Source organism: Aquincola tertiaricarbonis (assembly GCF_023573145.1).
In the GTDB taxonomy this organism is placed as follows: domain Bacteria; phylum Pseudomonadota; class Gammaproteobacteria; order Burkholderiales; family Burkholderiaceae_C; genus Aquincola; species Aquincola tertiaricarbonis_B.
The window spans coordinates 1,687,505-1,709,483 of the sequence record NZ_CP097636.1 but is presented as its reverse complement, the minus strand read 5'-3'; the positions used below and the strand labels follow the sequence as shown (position 1 = coordinate 1,709,483).

The following is a 21,979-nucleotide window of genomic DNA, read 5'->3' as shown; positions in this document are numbered from 1 at the left end:
TTGAGCCATGAGCAAGTCGAACAAGTTCTCACCCGAGGTGCGTGAGCGCGCGGTGAGGATGGTGCAGGAGCACCGAGGGGAGTACCCGTCGCTGTGGGCGGCCATCGAGTCCATCGCGCCCAAGATTGGCTGCGTGCCGCAGACGCTGAACGAATGGGTCAAGCGCGCCGAGGTCGATGCCGGCGTGCGAGAAGGCGTGACGACCAGCGAGGCCGAGCGCGTGAAGGAGCTCGAACGCGAAGTACGAGAGCTGCGCAAGGCCAACGAGATCCTGAAGCTGGCCAGCGCGTTTTTCGCCCAGGCGGAGCTCGACCGCCGCCTCAAGTCCTGAAGGCCTTCGTCGACCGGCATCGCCAGGAGTTCGGGGTCGAGTCGATCTGCCGCGTCTTGCAGATCGCCCCGTCGGCCTATTGGCGCCATGCATCCCGTCAGCGCAACCCGGCGCTGCGCTCGCGTCGCGCACAGCGGGATGCGTGCCTGGTGCTTGAGGTCCAGCGCGTGTGGCAGGCCAACATGCAGGTCTACGGCGCTGACAAGGTCTGGCGCCAGCTCAATCGCGAGGGCGTGGCGGTGGCCCGTTGCACCGTCGAACGGTTGATGCGTCAGCAAGGCCTGCAGGGCGTGCGCCGAGGCAAGGCCGTGCGCACCACCGTTCCGGACCTCAAGGCACCGTGCCCGCTGGACCGGGTCAACCGGCAGTTCCGTGCCGAGCGGCCCAACCAGCTGTGGGTCTCGGACTTCACCTACGTGTCGACCTGGCAGGGCTGGGTCTATGTGGCGTTCGTGGTGGACGTGTTCAGCCGGCGCATCGTGGGCTGGCGCCAGAGCAGCTCGATGCACACCGAGTTCGTGCTCGACGCGCTGGAGCAGGCGCTGTACGACCGCAAGCCGACCGAAGGTGATGGCCTCGTGCACCACTCGGACCGCGGGTCGCAGTACCTGTCCATCCGCTACAGCGAGCGCTTGGCCGAGGCCGGCATTGAGCCCTCAGTGGGGTCCAAGGGCGACAGCTACGACAACGCCCTGGCCGAGACCATCAACGGGCTCTACAAGGCCGAGGTCATCCACCGGAGGGGGCCCTGGAAGACCAAGCAAGCGGTGGAACTGGCGACGCTGGAATGGGTGGCTTGGTTCAACCACCATCGACTGATGGAGCCCATGGGCTACATCCCGCCGGCCGAGTTCGAGGCCAACTACCATCGACAACGCGCTGGTCAGGCCGCGACCGTCTGACTTAAACCAACGGGCCTCCGCGATACCCGGGGCGGTTCAACTTGTGTTGGATGCCCAGCGCAGTGCGGGCGACGACTAAGTCCTTGGACCGGAGCGCTGAACCGTTGTCGGTCAAGAGGCGCCGCACCGTGACGCCCAGGCTGGCGTAGGCCACCGTGTCACGCAGGAACTGCTTGGCCGGGGCATCATCTCGTCAGGGTGCACGGCGCCCCCAGTTCGACCGATAACGCCAAGGGCCAGCGCGATGCCGAGATTCATCAGACGTGCAAAGCAAGCACTTGCCCTTCGGCATTAAGTTGCATATCGGGTTGGACAACGAGACTGGCTTGGCGCGCAGCGCCGTGGTGACGGATTCAACCGTCCATGACAATCACCCGCTGCCGAGCTTGTGCACGGCACCGGACACACGGCGCGCGATTGCATGCTCGATCTGACTTCTGTTAGTTCGTTGTTGTTTCTAGAGTAAGCGTGAGCACGCCAGAACTGAACGCGGGACGAGGGGGGAACCACTCATCGTGACCCTGCAGCCGGAACTGCCAACATACTCGTTGCGGCGTCGTCACTGTCGGTTTGCACTCTGACCACGCGCCGCACGCGCGGTCCCCCTCAAGACGGAATTCGCTGGCAACAATCCGCTGGCCTTCCTTCAGCACAGGACTACAGAGCTCATAGGGCTCACTATAGCTACGACCAAGTCCGCTCGGCCGTTCATTTGAAGTGATCGAAATTACTTCCTGTTGTCGACCCACTTTGGCCGGTGGAGGCGGCGTAGCATCCTTGGCGGGTCGCACCTGGCACTGCGCGGCACTCAGAGACTCTCGTAGCGAAAACACCTCGTTTGAAAGCGATGCATTCGTCTCCTGTAGCTTGGCAATGTGATCCTCATTCAGGCGTATCGAGGCATTAATACTCTCCTTATCTGAGCGCTTGAAGTAGAGAGCATTCCCTGCCAGCCACATCGAAATCAAAATTGCTGCGCCGTAGAGGATGCAGACATAAAACGTCCAATCGGTGAGCGTAAAGTGAAACAGCTTTCGCTTGGCCGCCGAGTCCAGATGGCGCAGCAGTGGTCCCCGCGTCGCCTTTAGCGAGGCAAGCGTCGCTGGAGGCGCCCACGGGCGACCGCCATCTCCCGATACATGGCTATGCATCTTTGAATGCGCCAAGGTATAGCCGTGGGTGGCCAGGGCGCCCATTTCCACGCGGCTGAATCGGTCTAAATCAGTGCGGATGTTGGACAGCGCGTGCTGAATCGGTTTTGGGAGTGCACCGTCCGCGGACAGGCCAGTGGAAGTCTCATCGATGCTGACTCGAATCACATCTTTACCCGCGAGCTCAATACTAGTTTGCTCTTCGAACTCGGCAACACGTCGCATCAGTATGTCTGTCGTCCGGACTGTTCGGCTCAACGGGTCAGTGAACGATACTCCTTCTTCCCAGTCGAATGGCGCTGAAGCATCGGAAACCACAAAAGTCACTTGGTCGGCCAACCCAGCGGCATAAGCATCCCGCAGAGCAACACCTAGGCCGATATTGTCGTATACGCCGCCGTCGGTCAGCTGCAATGGATCTGTGCCCATCATCTCGGGCGATTCTTTACCCAGGAATTCAGATGTCAGTTCGACGGGTGTGAAGAGCGGCGGAAACGCCGACGACGCGGCGGTCATCAACGCGGCGGATGGCGGCCGCTTCTCCATGAGATACGACTCTCCAGAGCCGGAGGCAATACGCCGGACACCCTCTGCTGACAGAACGCAAAGCTCGCCAGTCGTGAGACTGGTTGCGAGAAGGTTGAACGCTGGGGCATCAGCGACAGTCTGATCGGAAAAGCACCAATCACGGGTTAATAGTCGGGCGTATTCGCGCTCAAGAAGTCCCGTGATTCGGAATCGCGTGAGTTGCCCCTTCAACCCGCGTACCTTACGGAAGGGATAAGCGATCAATCCGAATGTCAACGTCCAGATAAACCATCGTCTAACCACTCTTCCTCTCACATCCGACAGACCAAATTTAACCAATTCATCAGCAATTCTGTCGAACGCAGCGAGCCGCTCTTTAGGTGGCTCATCGGCTCCGGCTTGTGTAATCTGAGTCCAGTTTCGCGCCAAGTGACTAGCGAGGATGCTCCCGCCCGACACCGAGTAGATTGCTCGCGTTGAGTCGAGAAGACCGGTTTCAAGCATCCAACGTACGACGCCGAGATGAAAATATGTGGCGCGAAAACCACCACCCGACAGACACAACACAACTTTCTTCTTCAAAGCAACCTCCCTGACTCACCCTTCAGTGACGAAGCACGTCGAACGTCATAATGCTGCGGTAACATGGCTTTGGGTAATGCCACCGTGGTGCACGTCGCATCTCGGTGACCTTCGCTCCACGACACCATCTCCCGGTTACTTGGGTCCCTGTCAGTGCAGACCACTGGCGGCCGACAGACGCCGCTCGCTCACAAGCTCGAGAAGGTCTCCTCAATTGGTGTGAAGCGGAGGCTGACTCTCCCCTCACCTGAAATCCCGACTCTCCGTATCCAACCGCCCCAGCAGATGCGTCAGGTTCACCAGCCGACGCGCCACCAAGTGCTGCACTTCGCCCTGTCGCTGCCACACCCCGTCCACACCCATCAGCCGCGACTGCAGGAACTCGGCCCGCTGCTCGTCGCGCACCGCACGCCAGACGATAACGTTGATGACCCCGGTCTCGTCCTCCAGCGTCACGAAGGACACCCCCTTGGCGGTGGACGGCTGCTGGCGCATCGTGACGATGCCGCAGCCCTTGACCAAGCGTCCGTCCGGCAGCGTCTTCAGCTGCGCTGCGGTGAACATCCCTCTGCTGGTCAGCTGCGTGCGCAGCAGCTTGAGCGGATGGCGGCGCAGCGTCAGGCCCAGCGATGCGTAATCGAAGACCACCTCTTCGCCCTCTGGTGCTGCGGGCAGCTCCAGCACGTCTTCTTCCACCGGCGCGTCGCGCAGCAAGGCAGGCGCTGCCATCAGCGCCGCCGCGTCCCACACCTGCTGACGTCGGTGGCCCGCCAGGCTCATCAGCGCATCGGCCGCGGCCAGCAGCTTCACCTCGTGCACTTCGACCTGCGCCCGCCGCGCCAGGTCATCGGCGCTGGTGAAGGGCTGCTGCTCGCGCGCCTGCGCGATGCGCTGGGCCGTGGCCTCGCGCAGCCCGGCGATCATCTGCAGGCCGATGCGCACCGCGGGCGCATGCGGCAGGTCTTCCAGCGTGCACTCCACCGCGCTGTACAGCACGTCCGGCGGGCGCACCTCTACCCCATGGCGCTGCGCATCCTGGACTAGCTGGGACGGGGCGTAGAAACCCATGGGCTGCGAGTTCAACAGCGCGCACAAGAAGGCCGCCGGCTCGTGCCGCTTGATCCAGCAACTGGCATAAACAAGCAGTGCAAAACTGGCCGCGTGGCTCTCCGGGAAGCCGTATTCCGCAAAGCCCTTGATTTGGTTGAAGATGGCTTCGGCGAAGTCACGGTCGTAGCCGCGCTGCGTCATGCCGTCGATGATCTTGTCGTAGAAGCGCTGCACCCCACCCTTGCGCTTCCAGGCGGCCATCGCCCGGCGCAGTTGGTCGGCCTCGCCCGGGGTGAAGCCAGCGCCGTCGGTCGCGATCTGCATGACCTGCTCCTGGAAGATGGGCACCCCCAGCGTGCGGCCCACGGCGCGCTCCAGGCCCGGCGGATAGCTCACCTCCTCCAGTCCCTGTCTGCGTCGCAGGTACGGATGCACCATGCCGCCCTGGATCGGGCCCGGCCGCACCAGGGCCACCTCCACCACCAAGTCGTAGAACTGCCGAGGCTGCAGCCGCGGCAGCATGGCCATCTGGGCCCGGCTCTCGATCTGGAACACGCCCACCGTCTCGGCCTGGCAGATCATGTCGTAGGTCTGCGGGTCTTCAGCCGGAATGTCCTGCAGCAGGAAGACCTGGCCGCGCCGCTCGCCGATGAGGTCCAGCGCCCGGCGGATGGCGCTGAGCATGCCCAGGGCCAGCACGTCGACCTTCATCAGGCCCAGGGCTTCGATGTCGTCCTTGTCCCACTGGATGACGGAACGGTCGACCATCGAGGCGTTCTCGATGGGCACGATGCGCGAGAGCTTGCCGCGCGTCAGCACGAAGCCGCCCACATGCTGACTCAGGTGCCGCGGAAAGCCGCTGATCTCGGCCGTCAGCCGCAGCAGCTGGCGGATGCCCAGGTCTTCGGGGTCCACACCCGCCTCGCGCAGGCGTTCCTTGGACACCTCGCGCCCGTCCCACCACTGCATGCTCCTGGCCATCTGGTCGACCACGTCCAGCGGGTAGCCCAGGGCCTTGCCCACGTCGCGGATCGAACTCCTGGCGCGGAAGGAGATGACGGCCGCCGTCAAAGCCGCCCGGTCGCGGCCGTACTTCTGGTAGAGGTACTGGATGACCTCCTCACGCCGCTGGTGCTCGAAGTCGACGTCGATGTCGGGCGGTTCGTTGCGCTCCTTGGAGACGAAGCGCTCGAAGAGCACGTTCAGGCGGTCGGGGTCGACTTCGGTGATGCCCAGGCAGTAGCAGACGGCCGAGTTGGCCGCAGACCCGCGACCCTGGCAGAGGATGTGGCGCGACTTCGCGAAGCGCACCACGTCGTACACGGTCAGGAAGTAACGCTCGTACTGCATCTCGGCGATGAGGCCGAGCTCATGCTCGATCTGCGCCTGCACCTTGGCGGGCAAGCCCTGCGGAAAGCGCCGCCCTGAGCCTTCGTACGTGAGCCGGCGCAGGTAGCTCGAGGGCGTCTCGCCGTCGGGCACGACCTCTTCGGGGTACTCGTAGCGCAGCTCGTCGAGCGAGAAGCTGCAGCGGCGAGCCACTTCCAGCGTTTGCGCCAGCAAGTCATCGGGATAGACCTGGCCCAGCATCTGCCTGGAGCGCAGGTGGCGCTCGGCATTCGGTTGCAGTTCCAGGCCGCACTCGGCCAGCGGCTTGCCGACGCGGATGGCGGTCATCGTGTCCTGCAGCGGCTTGCGCGAGCGCACGTGCATGTGCACGTCGCCGGCAGCCACCAGCGGCAGGCCGGTCAGGTGCGTCAGCTGCCGCAGGCGGGCCAGCCAGGCCGCATCGTCCAGGCCGTGCGTCAGCTCCACCGCGGTCCAGGCCCGGCCTTCGAAGTGGTGGTCGAACCAGCTGGCCTGGGCATACAGCGTCTCGTCGCTGGCGCGGCGGTCGGGCACGTAAAGCACCAGGCAGTCGTCCAGCCAGCCGGGCCACAGGTCCGACCAGTCCAGGCGGTAGGTGCCCTTCTCCGCCGACATCCGCAGCCGGGTGATGGTCTCGCTCAGGTTGCCGTAGCCGTTGCGGTTGGTGGCCAGCACCACCATCCGGAAGGGGGTGCTGGCCTGCACCAGGAACTCCGAGCCGATCAGCAGCGGCAGGCCCAGTTCCTTGGCTTCGACATGCGCACGCACCACGCCGGCCAGCGAACACTCGTCGGTGATGGCCAAGGCCGCATAGCCCAGCGCCTTGGCACGCTCGACCAGCTCCTCGGCATGTGAGGCTCCCCGCAGGAAGGAGAAGTTGGTCAGGCAGTGCAGTTCGGCATATGCCGGCCCCTCGGTGCCAGCCAGCAACGACGCGGTGGCGCGCTCCATCCACTCCATGGCGCGATCAACCGAAGATGCCGTGCAGGAACCACCGGCGCTTGCCCGCCGGGCTGGGCGCCAGGTCGCGGTAGACCCACAGCAGGCCGCCATGCTCGCTGGCCATGACGTAGTAGTCGCGGCGGGCGGGCTGCGGCTCACCGGTCTCGATGGCATCGGGGTGGCTGCGGTCCCACCAGGCCGCTTCCACCCGATACGGGCCGGCCACCGTCGTCAAGGCGCCTTGATAGGCCGGCTGGTCGCGGCGCATGGCCAGCGGCAACGGCTTGGCCATCAGCCAGGTGGGCTGGGGCACGTCGGGCAGCGGTGCGCGGTGGGCCGAGGGCGGCACTGTCGCGGGCACCCACTCCTGCGCCCACTCCGGGCGATAGTCGGAGCGCACCTCGGCGCGCACCACGGCGCCGGGTCCCAGGCGCTCGGCCAGGCGCTCGAGCAGCTGCTGGGCAGATTCACCCTCGCGGTTCTTCTCCTGCAAGAGCGAGCCGCTCACCTCTTCCAGCGGTACGGCAGTGCCCGCGACCAGCACCAGCTCCTCCACCGGTGCGCCCAGCTGCACATGGGCCAGGCGTTCACCCAGCAGTCGGGTGAAGTGGCTCATCTCGCGCGTGGCTTCGGCCGTGCGGATGGTGACTTCGCCCCAGTCCGGTACCTCGCTCGCGCGGTGGAAGTCGTGTTTGAAGCGGAGGGTGAAGGCGGTGATGCCGGCATGCCGCGCCGCCAGCCAGCCGGCCATCTGGGTCAGCAACCGGCGGGCACCGAAGAGCAGGCCTTCGGCAGCCTCGACACGGCCGGGCAGCTCGAGGCGGGCCTGGAAGTGCTCGGGCGCCAGCACCCACTCGAACGCGACCGGCTGCAGGCCGTAGGCCTGGTCCAGCGCCAGCAGCAGCGACTTCGTGAAGCGCCGACTCAGCCCGCCGCGCGGCAAGCGGCGCACATCGCCGAGCGTCTTGCAGCCGGTGCGCGCGAGGATCGGGGCGTATGTCGACACGCCTGGCAGCGCCGACATCGGCAGCTGGTCGAGCAGCCGGTTCAGCGGTTGCGCAAAGCCGTCCGCCACGCCGCAGCGGGTGAGCGCGAGGGTACCGGTGGCAGTGGGGCCCCAGCCGACGGCAGCGCAGCCCATGGCCAGGGCCTCGGCACGTACCCGCTCGCGCAAGGCCTGCTCGCCGCCAAAGAGCCGGCGGCTGGCCGACAGCTCCAGCAGCACGCCCTCCTCCGCCAAGGCCACCTTGGGCGTGAACTGCAGCGCCCACCAGGCCATGGCCTGGCGCTGGTCGACCGCGTCAACGGCCTGCGCTGCAGCGGGTGCGCTGGCCTGGTCAGGGCCCGAGGGCGGCGACAGCAGCAGCGCCATCCACAGGGGCGTCGACGAGGGCATGGTGCAACACCGGGGGAATGGACGCAGGGACGGCAAAAAGGCGATGGGGACGGGGGTGCGGACGGGGTGCTGGGTCTTCGGTCGGAGGCTGGAGATGACCGGTTCACCAGGGCCAGCAGCTCGGCCAAGCCGGGCGGCGGCATCTGCAGCGTCACCCAGCCGACATGCGCGGGACCCCGGCGCTTGAGCACGTGCACCGCCACCGTCTGCAGGCCTTGCAGGCGCACCTGCAGCCGCAGCGGCGCCGCGGACGATTCGTGCTGGGCGGCTTCCGGCCGCACCAGGAACACCGGAAAGCCGCATTGCGCCGCGCAGGTCTGCAGCCGGCGCACCTGGTCGCCGCGGGCATGCGACAGCCAGGCGATCACGCCGGCCAGGCCGTTGGCCTTGACGGCCTGCTCGGTGGCCCAGAGACGCTCGGCCGGGGAGCTGGCATGAATGACGACCAGGCCGCCGTCGTCCAGGCCTTGCTGGCGCAGGCCGCCGAAGAACGGTGGATGTGGTGGCGCGATAGCCAGCAACGGGCGCTTACGTGCAGCCAGGGGCGCCAGGGCGGGCAGCAACAAGCGCCACTCGGCTTGGCACCACTGGGGCTGCAGCAGCTCGGACACCGCGGACAGGGGCCAACCACCACCCGGCAGGTGAACATCCAGGTCGGCGAACCCGGTGGGCAGGCAGGCCGACGGTGGAAGGCCGAACTCGTGCCCCCGCCAGATCAAGTGGGAGACCGAATCCAGCAACGACGGCTCGACCCCCTGCGCCTGCGAGAGGTCGGCGTTCTGCAGCTCACCGAGGCCGGCGAAGTCGGGCGCTTCCTCGCACGCAGACTCCTCCTCCAGAGGGCTCTGGACGAGCGCGGCGGAGGGGTGGCGGGAGCTCATGGGGATACTGTACAAAACACCAGTATATCGACCAAGGCAACCCCCTTGCCGCCCGCGACGGCCCTACGAGCCGCTCCACCCTGCTCTGGCAGGGTGAAGCGGCTCGTCCAAGACACACCCTTCCCCTACGTGAGGCAAACACGGTCTGCAGCCGAGAAGGGGAAAGACAAGATCCGGACCGGCGGCAAGGACGGAACGCAGACCTGTCTCAGCGAGGACTGCGAACCGCGTCACGGGTGTCGGCAAGCTGAGTTCATGTCAGCCGTCCCGATCCTCGCCCGAGCTGGGCAACTCCGATGACCGATTGGCACCCACGCAGCCGGTTTGTCTGGGGACGTAGCAGTCTGCATAAGCGTTCACGGTTATGCCTCACCGCCGCCATAAAGGCAGAGACGTCAAGCATCGCAGACTCCCCCTAACGGAAATCCCTACTACTGTGGAGGCAACCTCATCAACGCCGTGTTAGACACTGTCCAGCAGTACCCAAGTCGTGGACCTTTCCATGAACGAACGACAGCGCATTGAAGCGGCAATTAAAGCCATCTCGAACTTGGCCGGAGTGCTAGACCAAGCGTCAATCGACGCTGCGGTCTTGGCCCTGAGCGAGCAGCTTAGTCAGCGTATCGAGGCGGAGCGCTCAATACGTCAGGTAACAGTCCTTTTTGCGGACGTCGTTGGGTCGACGCAAATGAGTTGGGATCTCGATCCGGACGAGATCCACACCATAATCGATGGCTCTCTCAAAAAGTTATCTGCTGTTATTGGGAAGCACGAAGGCGTCGTTCTTCAGTATGCCGGAGATAGTCTGCTCGCAGTTTTCGGCGCAAAACAATCCCGCGAAGATGATCCAATCAGAGCAACCGACTGCGGCATCGCGCTTATCCAAGAATCCAAACGAATCGCCGCTCGCCTGCTTCTTGAGCAGAATATATCCGCGTTTGATGTAAGAGTCGGTATCCACACAGGACCGGTCCTGCTAGGGGGTGGGCTGGACGAACCGAGTCATGTGAGGGGAAGCGCTGTAAACATCGCAGCAAGGCTTGAGCAAAGCGCACCTGCCGGCTTCATACAAGTAAGCCTCGACACGCATCGGCACATTCGAAAAATTTTTGAGTGCACCGAGGCTCCGTCGCTTCAACTGAAAGGTAGAGACCGTTCACTCAAGGCATATTTCGTCTTGAAGCGCGTTTCTGCGAGGCCCAGGAACACAGAGGGTTGGTGGACGGGCCACAAACCAATGTTCATAGGTAGGCAGACTGAGCTTCAACTCTTAGAAGATTCATATTTCGCTGTTGCGGAAAGCGCATGCAGCCGTTCGGTAATTCTCATTGGAGAGGCTGGCATCGGCAAAACAACGCTTCTACAAGAGTTTCTAAGGGTCCAAGGACTGAAACATCCCCAAGGCCTAGCCACTATAACCGCTTGCGCACAGCCATACTGGAGCAGCAGTCCATATGGACTTGTCAGAGAGGCCGTGCTTTGCGCGGCGGGCGTCGATTCGGACGCAGATCCAACAACTGCGCGGCAGGCAGTTCGTTCTTTCACACCCCAATATATCAAAGAACTAGGTGATGGCGAACTGGCTGCGCTCGAGTCACTAATTATCGGTGAAGCCGCATTAGAGCAATCCAGCGACGTATCTCGTCTACAGAATGAGCGAAATCAAAAGAGAGCGTTCCGCGCTGCAGTCACGTACCTCCTCACCGTTCATGCACCCAGACCTATCGCGATATGTTTAGAGGACATTCACTGGGCCGACGACGGCTCTCTGGACTTCATTGATTACATCTTACGTAGCGGATCGAGGATCTTGGTTGTCGCGACGACCAGAATCGATCTTGAAAGACGGCGCCTCCTTCCTTTCTCAAACAGACTCGAGCTAAAACCGTTCAACGACAAAGAGATTGCGACCCTCATCCGTGCGAGCGTGAAAGACGACGCGTTTGCGAAGGATTCGCCACTTTTTGTTCGCATGATCGCTTCATTGGCCGAAGGGAATCCGTATTTCGTAGAAGAAACTGTCGGCATGCTCGTCGAAGAGGGTGTACTCCATCGAAACGAAAGCGGCTCAGCGAGCTTGGACGCTGCGAAACTGTTGGAGACCAAAATTCCCACGACTCTCACCGGCGTCCTCCAAGCACGACTCTCAAACCTTCCGCATGCTGAGCTGGAAACCTTGCAAGTTGCAAGCGTAATCGGTAATGAGTTCTGGGACGAGGCGTTAGCCAAACTCGGAGCACTTGACCGGTCAGCATTGTCTAGGCTGACAGAAAGGCATCTCATCAGAAGCCTGCCACACAAGACCGACCCAGGCCATCAAAAGTTTCAGTTTCGCCATCAATTGATGCAGCGCGCCGTCTACGAAACAATTCCCAACCGCCTGCGAAAAATTAGGCATGGACTGACTGCGCGATGGATTATTGACGCGTTTCCAGATCGTCTCGATGATTTCAGCGAAACGATTGCATGCCATTTCGAAAGGGCGGGAGAGACGGAGCTGGCTATCAACTATTTCCGCCGCGCGGGCCAATATGCCGGGCAAAGATGTTCGTTTGAGGCCGCAGCGGAATTGTTTCGCAGAGCCGCAGATATTTGTTCCGAGGCTCGGCTTCGCTTCTTACTGCTTTCTACTGAGTTTCACATGAGGATGGAGAAAATTCTCCTCCCGTGCGACATTGAGAAGGCTATAAAGCTAACTACTCTCGCTGAAGAAATCAACGATGACGAATGCAGGGCGACCGCCGCCAGTTTGCTGACGACGTGCCTTGCTGCCGTAGGCAAGCTTTCGGAGACGAGAATCGCGGCCAAATCCGCAATCCGCTTCGGCAGAATCTCGGGCCGGACAAGTTCTGTCATACGTGCGCATAACCAATTGGGAGCTAAGTTAGGAGAATGTGGCCACTTTCGACAAGCTCGTCGGCACCTAAGCATTGGCCACGCTATTGCAGCACGAGAGAACAACGTTATCGGTGCAGCCTCCGCCCTATCCAAGTTATCAGATGTATGTATCAGGGAGGGGGATTATCCGCAGGCTAGGTCACTGCTACAGAAAGCAATCGCACATTGCAAAAATCTAGTCAACGATCAATATGAACGTCACTTGGAGCTCTTGGCGGCAAATCTTGAAACTCGTTTGGGAAATCTGCAAACCGCCCATGAATCCTTGTTGCAGTTATCGCAACACTTCCGTAATCTTGATTGGCCCGACATGGAGCTCGAGATCGCTCTGTCAATCGCGATGAACCGACTATGGGCAGGAGAGCATAAAGAAGCACGGGTATGGTTGGTAAAAGCGCAGCATATGCCGGTCGCTCGCCCCGAAACTTCGTTAATTCTTAAGCGCAAGCAGCTTGCCGGTGAGATTGAGTTGACCGACGGAACCGCTGAAGATGCCGCTACGCACTTTCAAGAGGCTCTGAACCAGTGCGCTGAACTCAGTCTTGGCGACGCTTCCTGGGAGATCAAGATCTCATTGGCCTATGCGCAGATGGAGCTCGGCGCGCTACCAAGCGCGGAGAGAGTTGCCCTTGATTTTGCCGATGCTGTCGCCACGGGGGACATAGCAAAGGGGTTTTTCTTTGATCCCGCGAATGTGTTCTTACGTGCGAAAGAAATACTTAAAAATGCACACCACGACCAGCAAGCTGTCGCCATGCAAAGAATGGCACAGGAAACCTACGAATGGGTGAACAGTCGACTCGATATTGATCAACGTTCCTGCTTTCGCACCTCGAGCCCTGGATTGCGACGTTTGCATCAAGAGCCGCTTACACACCATTGAAACACCGAGAGCGAGGTTGCAGCGATGCACGGTGAGAAATCATGAACGAGCTCAGACACTGATAACTTTATTTCGCCTATCGCTACAGCCCGTGGCGAGCCGAAATATCGAAGATTGCGTATCGAAGAACGCATATCGCCGCTGTCGAAAAAAACTTCGCAAAGCACGCTGTGGTTTCGGTCTCGATGTTGGTTCTACCCAACGTTGGCGAGTCCGCAATCGCGCTCGCTGAGCGAGCGGCGGAGCTGACGCAGCGCGATGCGCTGCTGCAGCGCAAGGACCGCGAGATCGCGCTGCGCGAGGCCAAGATCGAGAAGATCAACTTCGAGCTCGCGCGGCTCAAGCGCTGGACCTACGGGGCCAAGTCCGAGGCCATGAACGCTGACCAGCGTCGCCTGTTCGAAGAGACGCTGGCCGAGGACGAAGCCGCGCTGCGTGCGCAGCTCGAGCGTCTGCGTCGTGAAGCCGAGGCCGCCGCGGCGGCCGCTGGCAGCCGGCCCAAGGCGCCAGCACGTCAGCCCCCGTCGCAGTGCACCGCCGGCGCACCTGCGTCGCGTCGAGCATCGCCATGAGCCCGACGGCACCGACTGCAAAGAGCAGGGTTGCGGACGTCCCATGAAGCGCATCGGTGAAGACGTCACCTAGCGGCTGGACATCGTGCCGGCCGAATTCTTCGTGCACCGCCACGTCTATGGCAAGTGGGCTTGCCGGCACTGCCAGATCCTCAAGCAGGCGCCCAGCGTGCCGGAGATCGTCCAGGGCGGCATCGCCGCCAGCGGGCTGCTGGCGCACACGGCGATCAGCCGCTTCGTGGACCACCTGCCGTACTACCGTCAAGAGACCATCAACGCCCGCTCCGGCGTGCACACCCCGCGCTCGACGTTGGCAGTCGGGACCGGTCAGGTGGGCGCGGCGTTGGAGCCGCTGTACGTGCTGCACAAGCGCTTCGTGCTCGATTGCCGCGTGCTGCACGCTGACGAGACGCCGGTGGCCTTGCTGGACCCCGGCGCAGGCAGGACACGCCGGGCCTACATGTGGGCCTACGCGCGAAGTTGGCACGATGCAGTGCCCGTCGTCGTCTACGACTTCTGCCGAGGGCGCGGGGCGCAGTACCCGGTGGCCTTCCTCAACGGCGACGAGCGACGCGGCGAGCGACGATGGTCCGGGACGCTGCTCACTGACCGCTACGGTGCGTACGAGGCCGTGGTGGACCCTCGGCATTACCCAGGGCGCACCAGCGCTGCATGCGCCGCTCATGCGCGCAGGAACTTCGAGGAGCTGACGCACTAAGGCACGAGCCCCATCGGGCTGGACGCACTTCGGCGGTTCGCCCGCATCTACGAAGTCGAGGGGGAGCTGAAGGACCTCGATGACGAGGGCCGGAGAGCGCAGCGGCAGCGCCTGGCCAGGCCGCTATGGAACGAGCTTCGCAAGTGGCTCGAACTCGAGCGGCGCGTGGTCGCTGAGGCTGGCGCGACGGCCAAGGCCATCGACTACACGCTATGCCATTGGACGGCACTCACGCAACACCTCGAAGATGGCGCCGTCGCCCTGGGCAACAACCACCTTGAACGGCAGATCAAGCCCTGGGCGATGGGACGCAAAGCCTGGCAGTTCGTGGGCAGCGAACTCGCAAGGCCAGCGCGCGGCCATCGTCATGAGCTTGGTGCAGTCGGCGCGGATCAACGGGCATGAGCCTTGGGCCTACCTGCGTGACGTGCTGCAGCGGTTACCGGCGCTGCGCAACTCCCAGCTCGACGAGCTGTTGCCGCATCGGTGGAAGCCTTCAAACGCGTGAGCTTCTGATCGCCGTCAAGGTGGGACGGCCAGACGCTCACGAAGCGGCAGAGACCACCATGGTCCGCGAAGCGAAGCGGGCGGCCGAGCAGCGCGCCCGCGCTGGCCAGGACGACCGGTAGGGCCCGCCAGAGGCTTGAAGTAGATCCGCCGCACCAGAGCCTTCGGTGCCGCGGGCGGGGCGCCCACAGCTAGCTCTGCTTCATCGCACCAGCAGGGCATGAAGAAGCCAGAACAGCACAAGGGGAGCGACGAATCCAATGGCCAGCCCCAGCGCGATCCGCTCAGCGTTCGTGTTGGGACCACTAGAAACAGCGCCATCGGCCTCTGCAGTTGAGCCGTGGCGCAGCGAAGAGAACAGCCAACAGGTCACCAGGGCGGTGAACCCGGCCTTGGCATACCCAAACCAGTCGCCGTTTCGCACAGCGAGGACAAGAAACACAGTGGCGAGTGCGAGGCCTATCAGGGCCACCGCAAATCGGAGCGCTACGCGAAGCATGGGTTTGCTGTAGTTCGAAAAGTCTTTCGAGGATACGGTGCCCACAGGGCTGAGACCGCCGCTGTATCCGCACCACCAGTGGTGTGGCGCCAGCTACATCAGATCCAGCAACAAAAACGCGGTTGCTGCGACACCGCAGATTGCGGCGAGAGGGCGCTTGCCCCTCTTCTGAAGTTCATAGGCCGCAGCCCCTAAGGCTAGCGACAAGATCCAATAACCGCTCATGCCTTCTCGTCTCTCGGAGTCCTGTGAATGAACACCGGCCTGGCGGAAGGCTGAGCCGCTACGGCTGATCTTAGCGACAAAGTTTCACAGCAGATCCGGCTGCACCGGCGCCTTCGGCGCAGCCGGCGGGGCACCATCGGGCCCCGCGTCATAGTCATCAACGTGGGGCAGCACCAGCGCCGCGGCGGCCTCTTCGATGGTGCCCCGGAGCCACACATCGTAGGCCGAGGGGTGCAGGGGCACCACGGCCCGCTTGTCCTGCATCGTCGCCGGCCGCTGCGGGCCCGGGCGGTGCGTGCGGTTGAGCCGTGGGTGATGGTCCGCGTTGAGCGTCATGCGAAGCGGCCGGCGTTTAGACGCCGCGCCGCGCACCAGATGCCGAAGCCGTCGTGTACGAGCAGTTTGATTCGGGTACCCCGCGCGTTGGCGAACAGGTAGCCGAGATGAGCCTGCGCGGCACCGAACACCTGCACCACGCGCGCCAGCAGCCGCTCGCTGCCTGCGCGCATGTCGATGGGCTCGGCCACCAGCCACAGAGCATTGATGCGAATCATCGAAGGAGTTCGCGCATCCAGGTCGCACACTCGCTAGCCGCACTGGCCGGCCAGGTTACCGTGACCGCTGTCGCGCCGCGCTGACGCTCGATGCGGATGTCAGGCAGCGCGGCCGTCTCGCTGGTCGCGGGCAGTTGCACCGGAACGAACGATGACCTTTGCTCAGGCGCCTGGACTTCACCAGGGGTCATCGCGCGAAGGGCGCTGGCCACTGGCTTCATCTCGGCCTCGCGCACCCACCGACGCAGCAAGTTGGCGTTGACGCCATGGGCCATCGCCGCCGCCGCCATCGACATGCCCGGTTGACGGCAACGGGCCACCGCGCCGGCCTTGAACTCGTCGCTGTGCGTACGACGCCGACGGCGCGGGCCACCTTGTAGATCGAGGATAGAGTTCACGTGTCCACCAAAGAGTTCGAGGTGGACACGAGGCTCCTATGCACCTACCCGGCCTTCAAGATGGTCGGACTGAACGCACACGACCGGTCAGAGATGCGGCGGCTTGTTCAGAGTTGCCTTCAGCAGGCCTAGGCATCTCGTTCGTGAGCTCTTGTTCAGCTGCGCTCGGAGCCTGTTGCGTGTCGCGGTTGTCGACGCAGGCGGGTGTGCGCTTGCGCGAAACGCGCCAACCGTCAGAAGTTGACGAAGTCGGACTGCCTTAGCTCCGGGGTGGCACTAGCGAGCGCCTTGAGCGGAGTTACTGACGCTAGATTTCGTTTCAGCCCGCTGCGATGGGACGTTCCGGCGACCGGGTGGTTCACCGGTCGTCCCGTTGCGCTCGACTGCTTGCTCATCAAGAAGAACGACATCGCCTGTTGCAACTCGCTGGCCTGAGCGTTCATCTCTTCCGACGTGGACGCCAGCTCCTCGGCGCTGGAGGCGTTCTGCTGCGTGGTCTGGCTGAGCTGGATCACGGCCGCGTTAATCTGGTTGACGCCCGAGGACTGCTCTTCGCTGGCGGCAGTGATCTCCTGCACCAGGTCGGAGGTCTTGCGGATGCTGGGCACCATCGCGGCCAGCAGCGCGCCAGCGCGCTCAGCCAGGTCGACGCTGCTGCTGGCCACGGTGCCGATTTCTTCGGCGGCCAGCTGGCTGCGCTCTGCCAGCTTGCGCACCTCGGCCGCCACCACCGCAAAACCCTTGCCATGGTCGCCCGCCCGCGCGGCCTCGATGGCCGCGTTCAGCGCCAGGAGGTTCGTTTGATAGGCGATGTCATCGATGATCGTGATCTTGTGGGCAATCTGCTTCATCGCCGCCACCGTGGCCTTGACGGCCTCGCCGCCCTCGGCGGCTTCGCTGGCGGCCTGGCTGGCCATGCCATCGGTGACCTTCGCGTTGTCTGTGTTCTGCGCAATCGAGGCGGTCATCTCCTCGATGGAGGCGCTGGTCTCTTCGACGCCTGCGGCCTGTTCGGTCGCAGCCTGGCTCAGTGACTGGGCGGTGGCGCTGACTTCGCTCGCGGCCTGCATCAGGTGCTCGGCCGTGCCGGTCACGCCCGTCACCACCTCGGCCAGCTTGGCCACGCTGGCATTCAGGCTGTCGCACAGGTCGGCCAGTTGGCCGCCGCTGCGGGTGCTGGCCTGCTGGGTGAGGTCGCCGCCTTCCATGGCCTTGAGCACCCGCGCCACTTCCTGAACCGGCTCGACCACCGCATTCAGCGTCTGGTTCATGCCTTCGACGATCTTGCGGAAGTCGCCGCTGTGCAGTGCAGCGTCGGCCCGCACATCCAGCCGGCCGGCAGTGGCGTTCTCCACCAGGTGCTGCGCATCGCGTATCAGTGCCTTCAGGTGCGCGCGCACTTCTTCCAGCGTGTGGTTGATGAAGGCCTTCTTGCCAGGCAGCGCTTCCATCGGCGCGTCGAAGTGGCCGCGGCCGAACTCGGCCACGCAGGCCATGGCCTTCTTCTTCACCGCGATATGGCCGGCCACCATCTGGTTGATGCCTTCGGCCATGCTGCGGAAGTCGCCGGCAAAGCGGCGCGTGTCGATCACCACGTCGATGTCGCCCAGGTCGTGCTCGCGCGACATGTGGCTCAGCTCGGCCACCAGGCCGGTGAGGTGGCCGCGCACCTGGTCGAGCGTGTCGTTGATGAAGGCCTTCTTGCCCGGCAGCGGCGGCATCGTGGCGCTGAAGTCGCCCTGGCCGTACTTGAGCACCACCGCCATGGCCTGCTTCTTGACCGCGATGTGGCTGGCTACCAGATCGTTGACCGTCTGGGCCAGTGCCTGCGCCTCATCGGCCAGCGAGGCGGTGTCCATCACCACGTCGATGTCGCCGGCCGCATGCTGGCTAGCCATGTTGCGGGCGCTGGCCACCAGGCCGGCCAGGGCCTGGGCATGCGCGGCCTTGCAGACCGCGAACCGGCGGCGTGCGATGACATGGGCGCAGGCAGCAGTTAGGCCGGTGAGCACGCCGGCAACGGCCGCGGCCCAGAAGGCCTGCCATGACGACAGCCAGCCTGCTGTACCGGCCACCAGGGCGGCTAGCGGCAAGGCCGGCCAAGCCGCCAGGACGAAAGTCAGCTGTAGGCGGTCAGGAGAGGTGGAAGGCATGGAGGTCTTTCATGAAAGTTGGCGGCAGGTCAACTGGCGCACACCAACTGCCCGCCACCGCCTGAGACAGGGGCGTACAGGTCCACGCCGCCGGCGACGGGAAGTCCCTGGATCGATACGTTCGATGGCGCTCCCGCGAAGGAGCCAGCGAGGGGCAGCCGGCCGTCACTTAGTCTGTTGACTCGCAGCGATGAGCACATGACGTTTAGAAGTGCGCCCAATCGGGTTGAGGTGCTTCTTCGACACGCGCGCTTTGCCGGCCTGCAGTGCTTGACTTGGCCGCTGAAGGCGGGGTCATGGCAGTGCGCGAGGCTGACAGCGATGAGCCGACTGCAGCCAACGACGCTGCCGCAGCCCGCGGGGTCGAAGTCACGCCGTCAAGCTTGAACACAGCCACGGTCTGCACCATCTGCTGTGCCTGAACTCGAAGGCTCTCCGCCGCGGCTGCGCTCTCTTCAACCAAAGCGGCGTTCTGCTGTGTCACCTGGTCCATCTGGTTGACGGCGTGGGCAACCTGGGTCACGCCCCCGCTCTGCTCCACGCTGGACGAGCTGATTTCGCCGACGATGTCGCTGACGCGCCCGATGGCCGTCACGATTTCGTTCATCGTGTTGCCCGCACGGTCCACCAGCGCCGTCCCGCGCTCCACCTGCTCGACGCTGTGACCGATGAGCGACTTGATTTCCTTGGCCGCCTGCGCAGAGCGTTGTGCAAGCGTTCGCACCTCACCGGCCACCACCGCAAAGCCGCGCCCCTGGTCGCCGGCACGGGCCGCCTCTACGGCCGCGTTGAGCGCCAGTATGTTGGTCTGGAAGGCGATGCCGTCGATGGTGCCGATGATGTCAGCGATCTTCTGTGAGCTCTGGTTGATGCCCTTCATCGTCTCGACGACCTCTCCCACCACTGCGCCGCCGCGGGCAGCCACCTCCGATGCCCCCAGGGCCAGCTGATTGGCTTGCTGAGCGCTGTCAGCGTTGTGACGCACCGTGGTGCCCAGTTGGTCCATGGTCGCTGCCGTCTGCTGCAGCGCGCTCGCCTGCTCCTCGGTGCGCTGACTGAGATCCTGGTTGCCCTGCGCGATCTGGGCACTGGCGGTGGCCACGCTTTCCGAGTTCGCGCGAACCGTCGTCACGACCGCCAACAGCCGCGACTGCATCTGCGCCACGTTGGCCATCACACTGCCACTGTCGCCATTCGCCACCGTCAGCTTGCGGCTCAGGTCGCCAGCAGCCACCTGGGCCACCTCGGCACTGAGGACTGCCGGCTCCGCGCCGAGAGCCCGACGCAGGTACCGGTTCATGCTCCAGCCCACCAGCACGCCAATCAGCGCCATGACGGCTGCCAGGATGGAAACGGTCCAGGCACTGGTTGACGCCGTGGCCCTCCCTTTCTCTGCCAACTCCACAGCCAGGGTGCGCTGCAGCGCCACAGAGTCATCCACGGCCTTGAATACGACTGCTTGCCGTTCCCTCACCTCACCGATGAGTAGCTCCGCCGCTGCCTCCTTTTCGCCGCGAGCCGCCAAGTCCATGGCCTTGTCGATGGCTGCGTTGTAAGGGCCTCGGTTGTCCTGCAGCGTCTTGAGGAATTCCAGGCCGGCCGGCAAGACAACAGTCTTTTCCAACTTGGCAATCAGCTCTGTATTGGCAGCCCTCAGCTCGGCGATCTTGGCCTTTTCGCCGGCCACGAACGCTGGGTCCGGCTTGATGAGGGTGTTGCGCGCATAGCGGCCGATGCTCTGTAAGTTGTCCTTGATGGTGCTGAACTGCGTCACCTTGAGCATGCGGTTGTTGGCCAGCAAGTCGATGTCGGTGCTCATCGTCCCGAACGTCGTGGCGGCGTACACCACGATGCCCACCCCCAGCGCCACCGTCGCACCAAAGCCCAGAGCCAAGCGCTTGGCAACCGTCAAACCGATCCTCATACAACACCTCTCTTGAGGCCGCCCGGCGCATGCGAAGTCATGCCCGACTAACCAGCAGCACCACGGTTTCGAGCGTGGCGACCGCTGCTTGAGCCGGCGCGTGCGCAGGTTGTATACAAAGCGTGAAAACTTCTCGGAATCAGTCATACATGACGCCCAAAGGCGACTAACCGATCAGAGATGACTTTGACTTGCGTCAAACTACGTTCACGCGGGGACCAGAGAGCCTCAGCTTCCGAGCGATGCAGACGAAACGGGACCATGGATCAGCGACCGACTCCCCTACCAGGCACCCCGAAAGCCACGGTGCTCTTCGGCATCGCCTGGGGAGCGATAGTTGGGGCGGCCATATGGATGTTCGCGGAGCGCTTGTCCGACGGCGCCGTGGTTGACCCTGACCGGGTTCGCGTGCCCGAAGTGGTCGATCAGCCGCCCCAACCAGCGAACCCAGACACTCTGCCGACCCGCGTAGACGCTCGGCGACCGGGAGCAAGTACATGACAAGCGGACCACATTCTCAAACTCAACCGGGAAGCGAGTGCAACGCAGCGCGGGCCGACATCGCAGCCGCGCTCCGCCTTGCGGCCGCCGTCAGCCGAATGCCGATATCAGCGGGCGCCAAGCTGGGGCATCGCGGAACGTCGCCGCTTGAAGAATTGACGGCCGCTACAGAGGCGCATGAATCTGCAGGCGTTTTTGTACAAGCGGAAGTGGCCAGCGTTTTGGCGGCCATCTCAGCGCTGATGGAAAAGACGGCCGCTTGCGCCACACCGGATCAAAGCTCGCCGCAGTGGGACGAGCTGGGATGTGCTGTGCTCGAGTACCTTCACCTTTTGCGGGTGGCGACATACGAGCTACTGCAAGGCACCGCTGACTTAGCGCAAGGTTGCCTGCATACAGTTGAGGCGCTGCTGGCGCAGTACGAGACCTCCAGCGCTCCAGGCTTGCACGAGCTCATCCTTCGCGGCGAAACCAGTTTCGACATGATGCTGAATGCCAGCGAGGCGGTGAAGCTGGCACAGCAGGGCGTCGAGGGACTCCTTGCAGCGCATGGCGACGGCGCCGCGGCATCTAAAGAGGCCACCAGGCACTACGCGCTGAGCGCAGAAGTCGCCTGCACACAGGCCAATGAGCTGTTCGCGCGGCTGCGAGCCGTTGTGCCGTGAAGCGCGTTCATTCCTGGCGGTCTTGGATGGTTCGTAGGTCAATGCGACGTGGGGTTTCGGCGGCATGTCCTCTCCTGCCTGATCCTACCTATCCTGCTACGTAGCGTGCGAGCAGGGAAGGCAGCGCCCGCAATAGAGAAGCTGCAGGCGGCCGTTGACTTCATGCGCCGGAGCCAATTGACGTCTGAGCCTACGAAGCCTCCCAGGGACGTCTTTGATGCCAAGCCCACCGCCTATGTTTCGAGGACCGACATCCGTGAGCGTGTGCGGTCTTGCAGCCATTTGGGGCCAATGGAAGGTCAGTCTTTGGTGGGTTCAAGGCATGGACACGATTCGTCTCTCGCGAGCAGC

The 21,979-nt window shown here is 63.4% G+C and carries 14 protein-coding genes, 4 pseudogenes and 1 other annotated feature; of the genes and pseudogenes, 7 read left to right on the top strand and 11 right to left on the bottom strand.

Translation table 11 applies throughout. From position 1 onward, the window contains the following. Positions 1-7: 7 nt before the first annotated feature. Positions 8-205: pseudogene (locus tag MW290_RS22190) on the top strand (transposase); the annotation flags it as partial. Continuing rightward, on the top strand, positions 154-1,233 hold the full coding sequence (locus tag MW290_RS22185; protein ID WP_250199736.1) for an IS3 family transposase: 1,080 nt from the start codon (positions 154-156) through the stop codon (positions 1,231-1,233). The pseudogene MW290_RS22190 and the gene MW290_RS22185, both read left to right, overlap by 52 nt. Then, positions 286-402 (top strand) — a sequence feature (AL1L pseudoknot). (Overlaps the previous gene by 117 nt.) A 31-nt stretch (positions 1,234-1,264) precedes the next feature. Here the strand turns inward: MW290_RS22185 and MW290_RS22180 are convergent. The 5 genes and pseudogenes from MW290_RS22180 to imuA form a co-directional block, all read right to left on the bottom strand. Further along, positions 1,265-1,440, bottom strand: a pseudogene (locus MW290_RS22180) (IS481 family transposase); the annotation flags it as partial. Positions 1,441-1,673: 233 nt separating this feature from the next. Next, positions 1,674-3,494: a patatin-like phospholipase family protein gene (locus tag MW290_RS22175; protein ID WP_250199835.1), complete on the bottom strand. Its 1,821-nt coding sequence runs from the start codon at positions 3,492-3,494 to the stop codon at positions 1,674-1,676. Between the two features lie 243 nt (positions 3,495-3,737). Then, entirely contained in the window at positions 3,738-6,872 is a 3,135-nt protein-coding gene (locus MW290_RS22170) for an error-prone DNA polymerase (RefSeq protein WP_310740170.1), read from the bottom strand. A gap of 7 nt (positions 6,873-6,879) precedes the next feature. Beyond that, positions 6,880-8,250 (bottom strand): Y-family DNA polymerase, encoded by a 1,371-nt coding sequence (locus MW290_RS22165; RefSeq protein WP_250199834.1) that lies wholly within the window; start codon positions 8,248-8,250, stop codon positions 6,880-6,882. 185 nt (positions 8,251-8,435) lie between these two features. Then, positions 8,436-9,131: pseudogene (gene imuA / locus MW290_RS33310) on the bottom strand (translesion DNA synthesis-associated protein ImuA); the annotation flags it as partial. A 502-nt stretch (positions 9,132-9,633) separates the two neighbouring features. Here imuA and MW290_RS22160 point away from each other — a divergent pair. The 4 genes and pseudogenes from MW290_RS22160 to MW290_RS22145 all read left to right on the top strand — a co-directional run bounded on the left by MW290_RS22160 (position 9,634) and on the right by MW290_RS22145 (position 14,710). Further along, a complete protein-coding gene (locus MW290_RS22160; protein ID WP_250199833.1) occupies positions 9,634-12,912 on the top strand; it encodes an ATP-binding protein in 3,279 nt (1,092 codons plus the stop codon). Between the two features lie 170 nt (positions 12,913-13,082). Next, on the top strand, positions 13,083-13,484 hold the full coding sequence (locus tag MW290_RS22155; protein WP_250199832.1) for an IS66 family transposase: 402 nt from the start codon (positions 13,083-13,085) through the stop codon (positions 13,482-13,484). 85 nt (positions 13,485-13,569) lie between these two features. Then, positions 13,570-14,607: pseudogene (tnpC, locus tag MW290_RS22150) on the top strand (IS66 family transposase). Further along, the gene (locus tag MW290_RS22145) at positions 14,570-14,710 is read left to right on the top strand and encodes a transposase domain-containing protein (protein ID WP_250199831.1); all 141 of its coding nucleotides are present in this window, start codon (positions 14,570-14,572) and stop codon (positions 14,708-14,710) included. The pseudogene tnpC and the gene MW290_RS22145 overlap by 38 nt, the downstream one beginning before the upstream one ends. A gap of 201 nt (positions 14,711-14,911) precedes the next feature. Here the strand turns inward: MW290_RS22145 and MW290_RS22140 are convergent, their stop codons facing one another. From MW290_RS22140 to MW290_RS33170, 6 genes are all read right to left on the bottom strand, one after another. Then, the gene (locus MW290_RS22140; RefSeq protein WP_250199830.1) at positions 14,912-15,253 is read right to left on the bottom strand and encodes a hypothetical protein; all 342 of its coding nucleotides are present in this window, start codon (positions 15,251-15,253) and stop codon (positions 14,912-14,914) included. Between the two features lie 264 nt (positions 15,254-15,517). Then, entirely contained in the window at positions 15,518-15,769 is a 252-nt protein-coding gene (locus MW290_RS22135; RefSeq protein WP_250199829.1) for a hypothetical protein, read from the bottom strand. After that, positions 15,766-15,987, bottom strand: a complete 222-nt coding sequence (gene tnpB, locus MW290_RS22130; protein WP_250199828.1) for an IS66 family insertion sequence element accessory protein TnpB — start codon at positions 15,985-15,987, stop codon at positions 15,766-15,768. Before tnpB ends, MW290_RS22135 begins: the two co-directional genes overlap by 4 nt. Beyond that, the gene (locus MW290_RS22125) at positions 15,984-16,385 is read right to left on the bottom strand and encodes a transposase (RefSeq protein ID WP_250199827.1); all 402 of its coding nucleotides are present in this window, start codon (positions 16,383-16,385) and stop codon (positions 15,984-15,986) included. The genes tnpB and MW290_RS22125 overlap by 4 nt, the downstream gene beginning before the upstream one ends. A gap of 233 nt (positions 16,386-16,618) precedes the next feature. Next, on the bottom strand, positions 16,619-18,478 hold the full coding sequence (locus MW290_RS22120; RefSeq protein ID WP_375142941.1) for a methyl-accepting chemotaxis protein: 1,860 nt from the start codon (positions 18,476-18,478) through the stop codon (positions 16,619-16,621). 265 nt (positions 18,479-18,743) lie between these two features. Next, a complete protein-coding gene (locus MW290_RS33170; RefSeq protein WP_310740169.1) occupies positions 18,744-20,450 on the bottom strand; it encodes a methyl-accepting chemotaxis protein in 1,707 nt (568 codons plus the stop codon). Positions 20,451-20,959: 509 nt separating this feature from the next. Between MW290_RS33170 and MW290_RS22105 the strand changes: the two genes are divergently transcribed. Next, positions 20,960-21,628 carry a hypothetical protein gene (locus tag MW290_RS22105; RefSeq protein WP_250199826.1) on the top strand — a complete coding sequence of 223 codons (669 nt, stop codon included), beginning with the start codon at positions 20,960-20,962 and terminating at the stop codon, positions 21,626-21,628. Positions 21,629-21,979 lie beyond the last annotated feature (351 nt).

What these genes read in the sequence shown, in the direction of transcription:
- MW290_RS22160 (WP_250199833.1), top strand. Translation starts at nt 9,634, where the DNA reads ATGAACGAACGACAGCGCATTGAAGCGGCAATTAAAGCCATCTCGAAC.
- MW290_RS22165 (WP_250199834.1), bottom strand. Translation starts at nt 8,250, where the DNA reads ATGCCCTCGTCGACGCCCCTGTGGATGGCGCTGCTGCTGTCGCCGCCC.
- MW290_RS22185 (WP_250199736.1), top strand. Translation starts at nt 154, where the DNA reads ATGGGTCAAGCGCGCCGAGGTCGATGCCGGCGTGCGAGAAGGCGTGAC.
- MW290_RS22170 (WP_310740170.1), bottom strand. Translation starts at nt 6,872, where the DNA reads ATGGAGTGGATGGAGCGCGCCACCGCGTCGTTGCTGGCTGGCACCGAG.
- MW290_RS22105 (WP_250199826.1), top strand. Translation starts at nt 20,960, where the DNA reads ATGACAAGCGGACCACATTCTCAAACTCAACCGGGAAGCGAGTGCAAC.
- MW290_RS22135 (WP_250199829.1), bottom strand. Translation starts at nt 15,769, where the DNA reads ATGACGCTCAACGCGGACCATCACCCACGGCTCAACCGCACGCACCGC.
- tnpB (WP_250199828.1), bottom strand. Translation starts at nt 15,987, where the DNA reads ATGATTCGCATCAATGCTCTGTGGCTGGTGGCCGAGCCCATCGACATG.
- MW290_RS22145 (WP_250199831.1), top strand. Translation starts at nt 14,570, where the DNA reads ATGAGCTTGGTGCAGTCGGCGCGGATCAACGGGCATGAGCCTTGGGCC.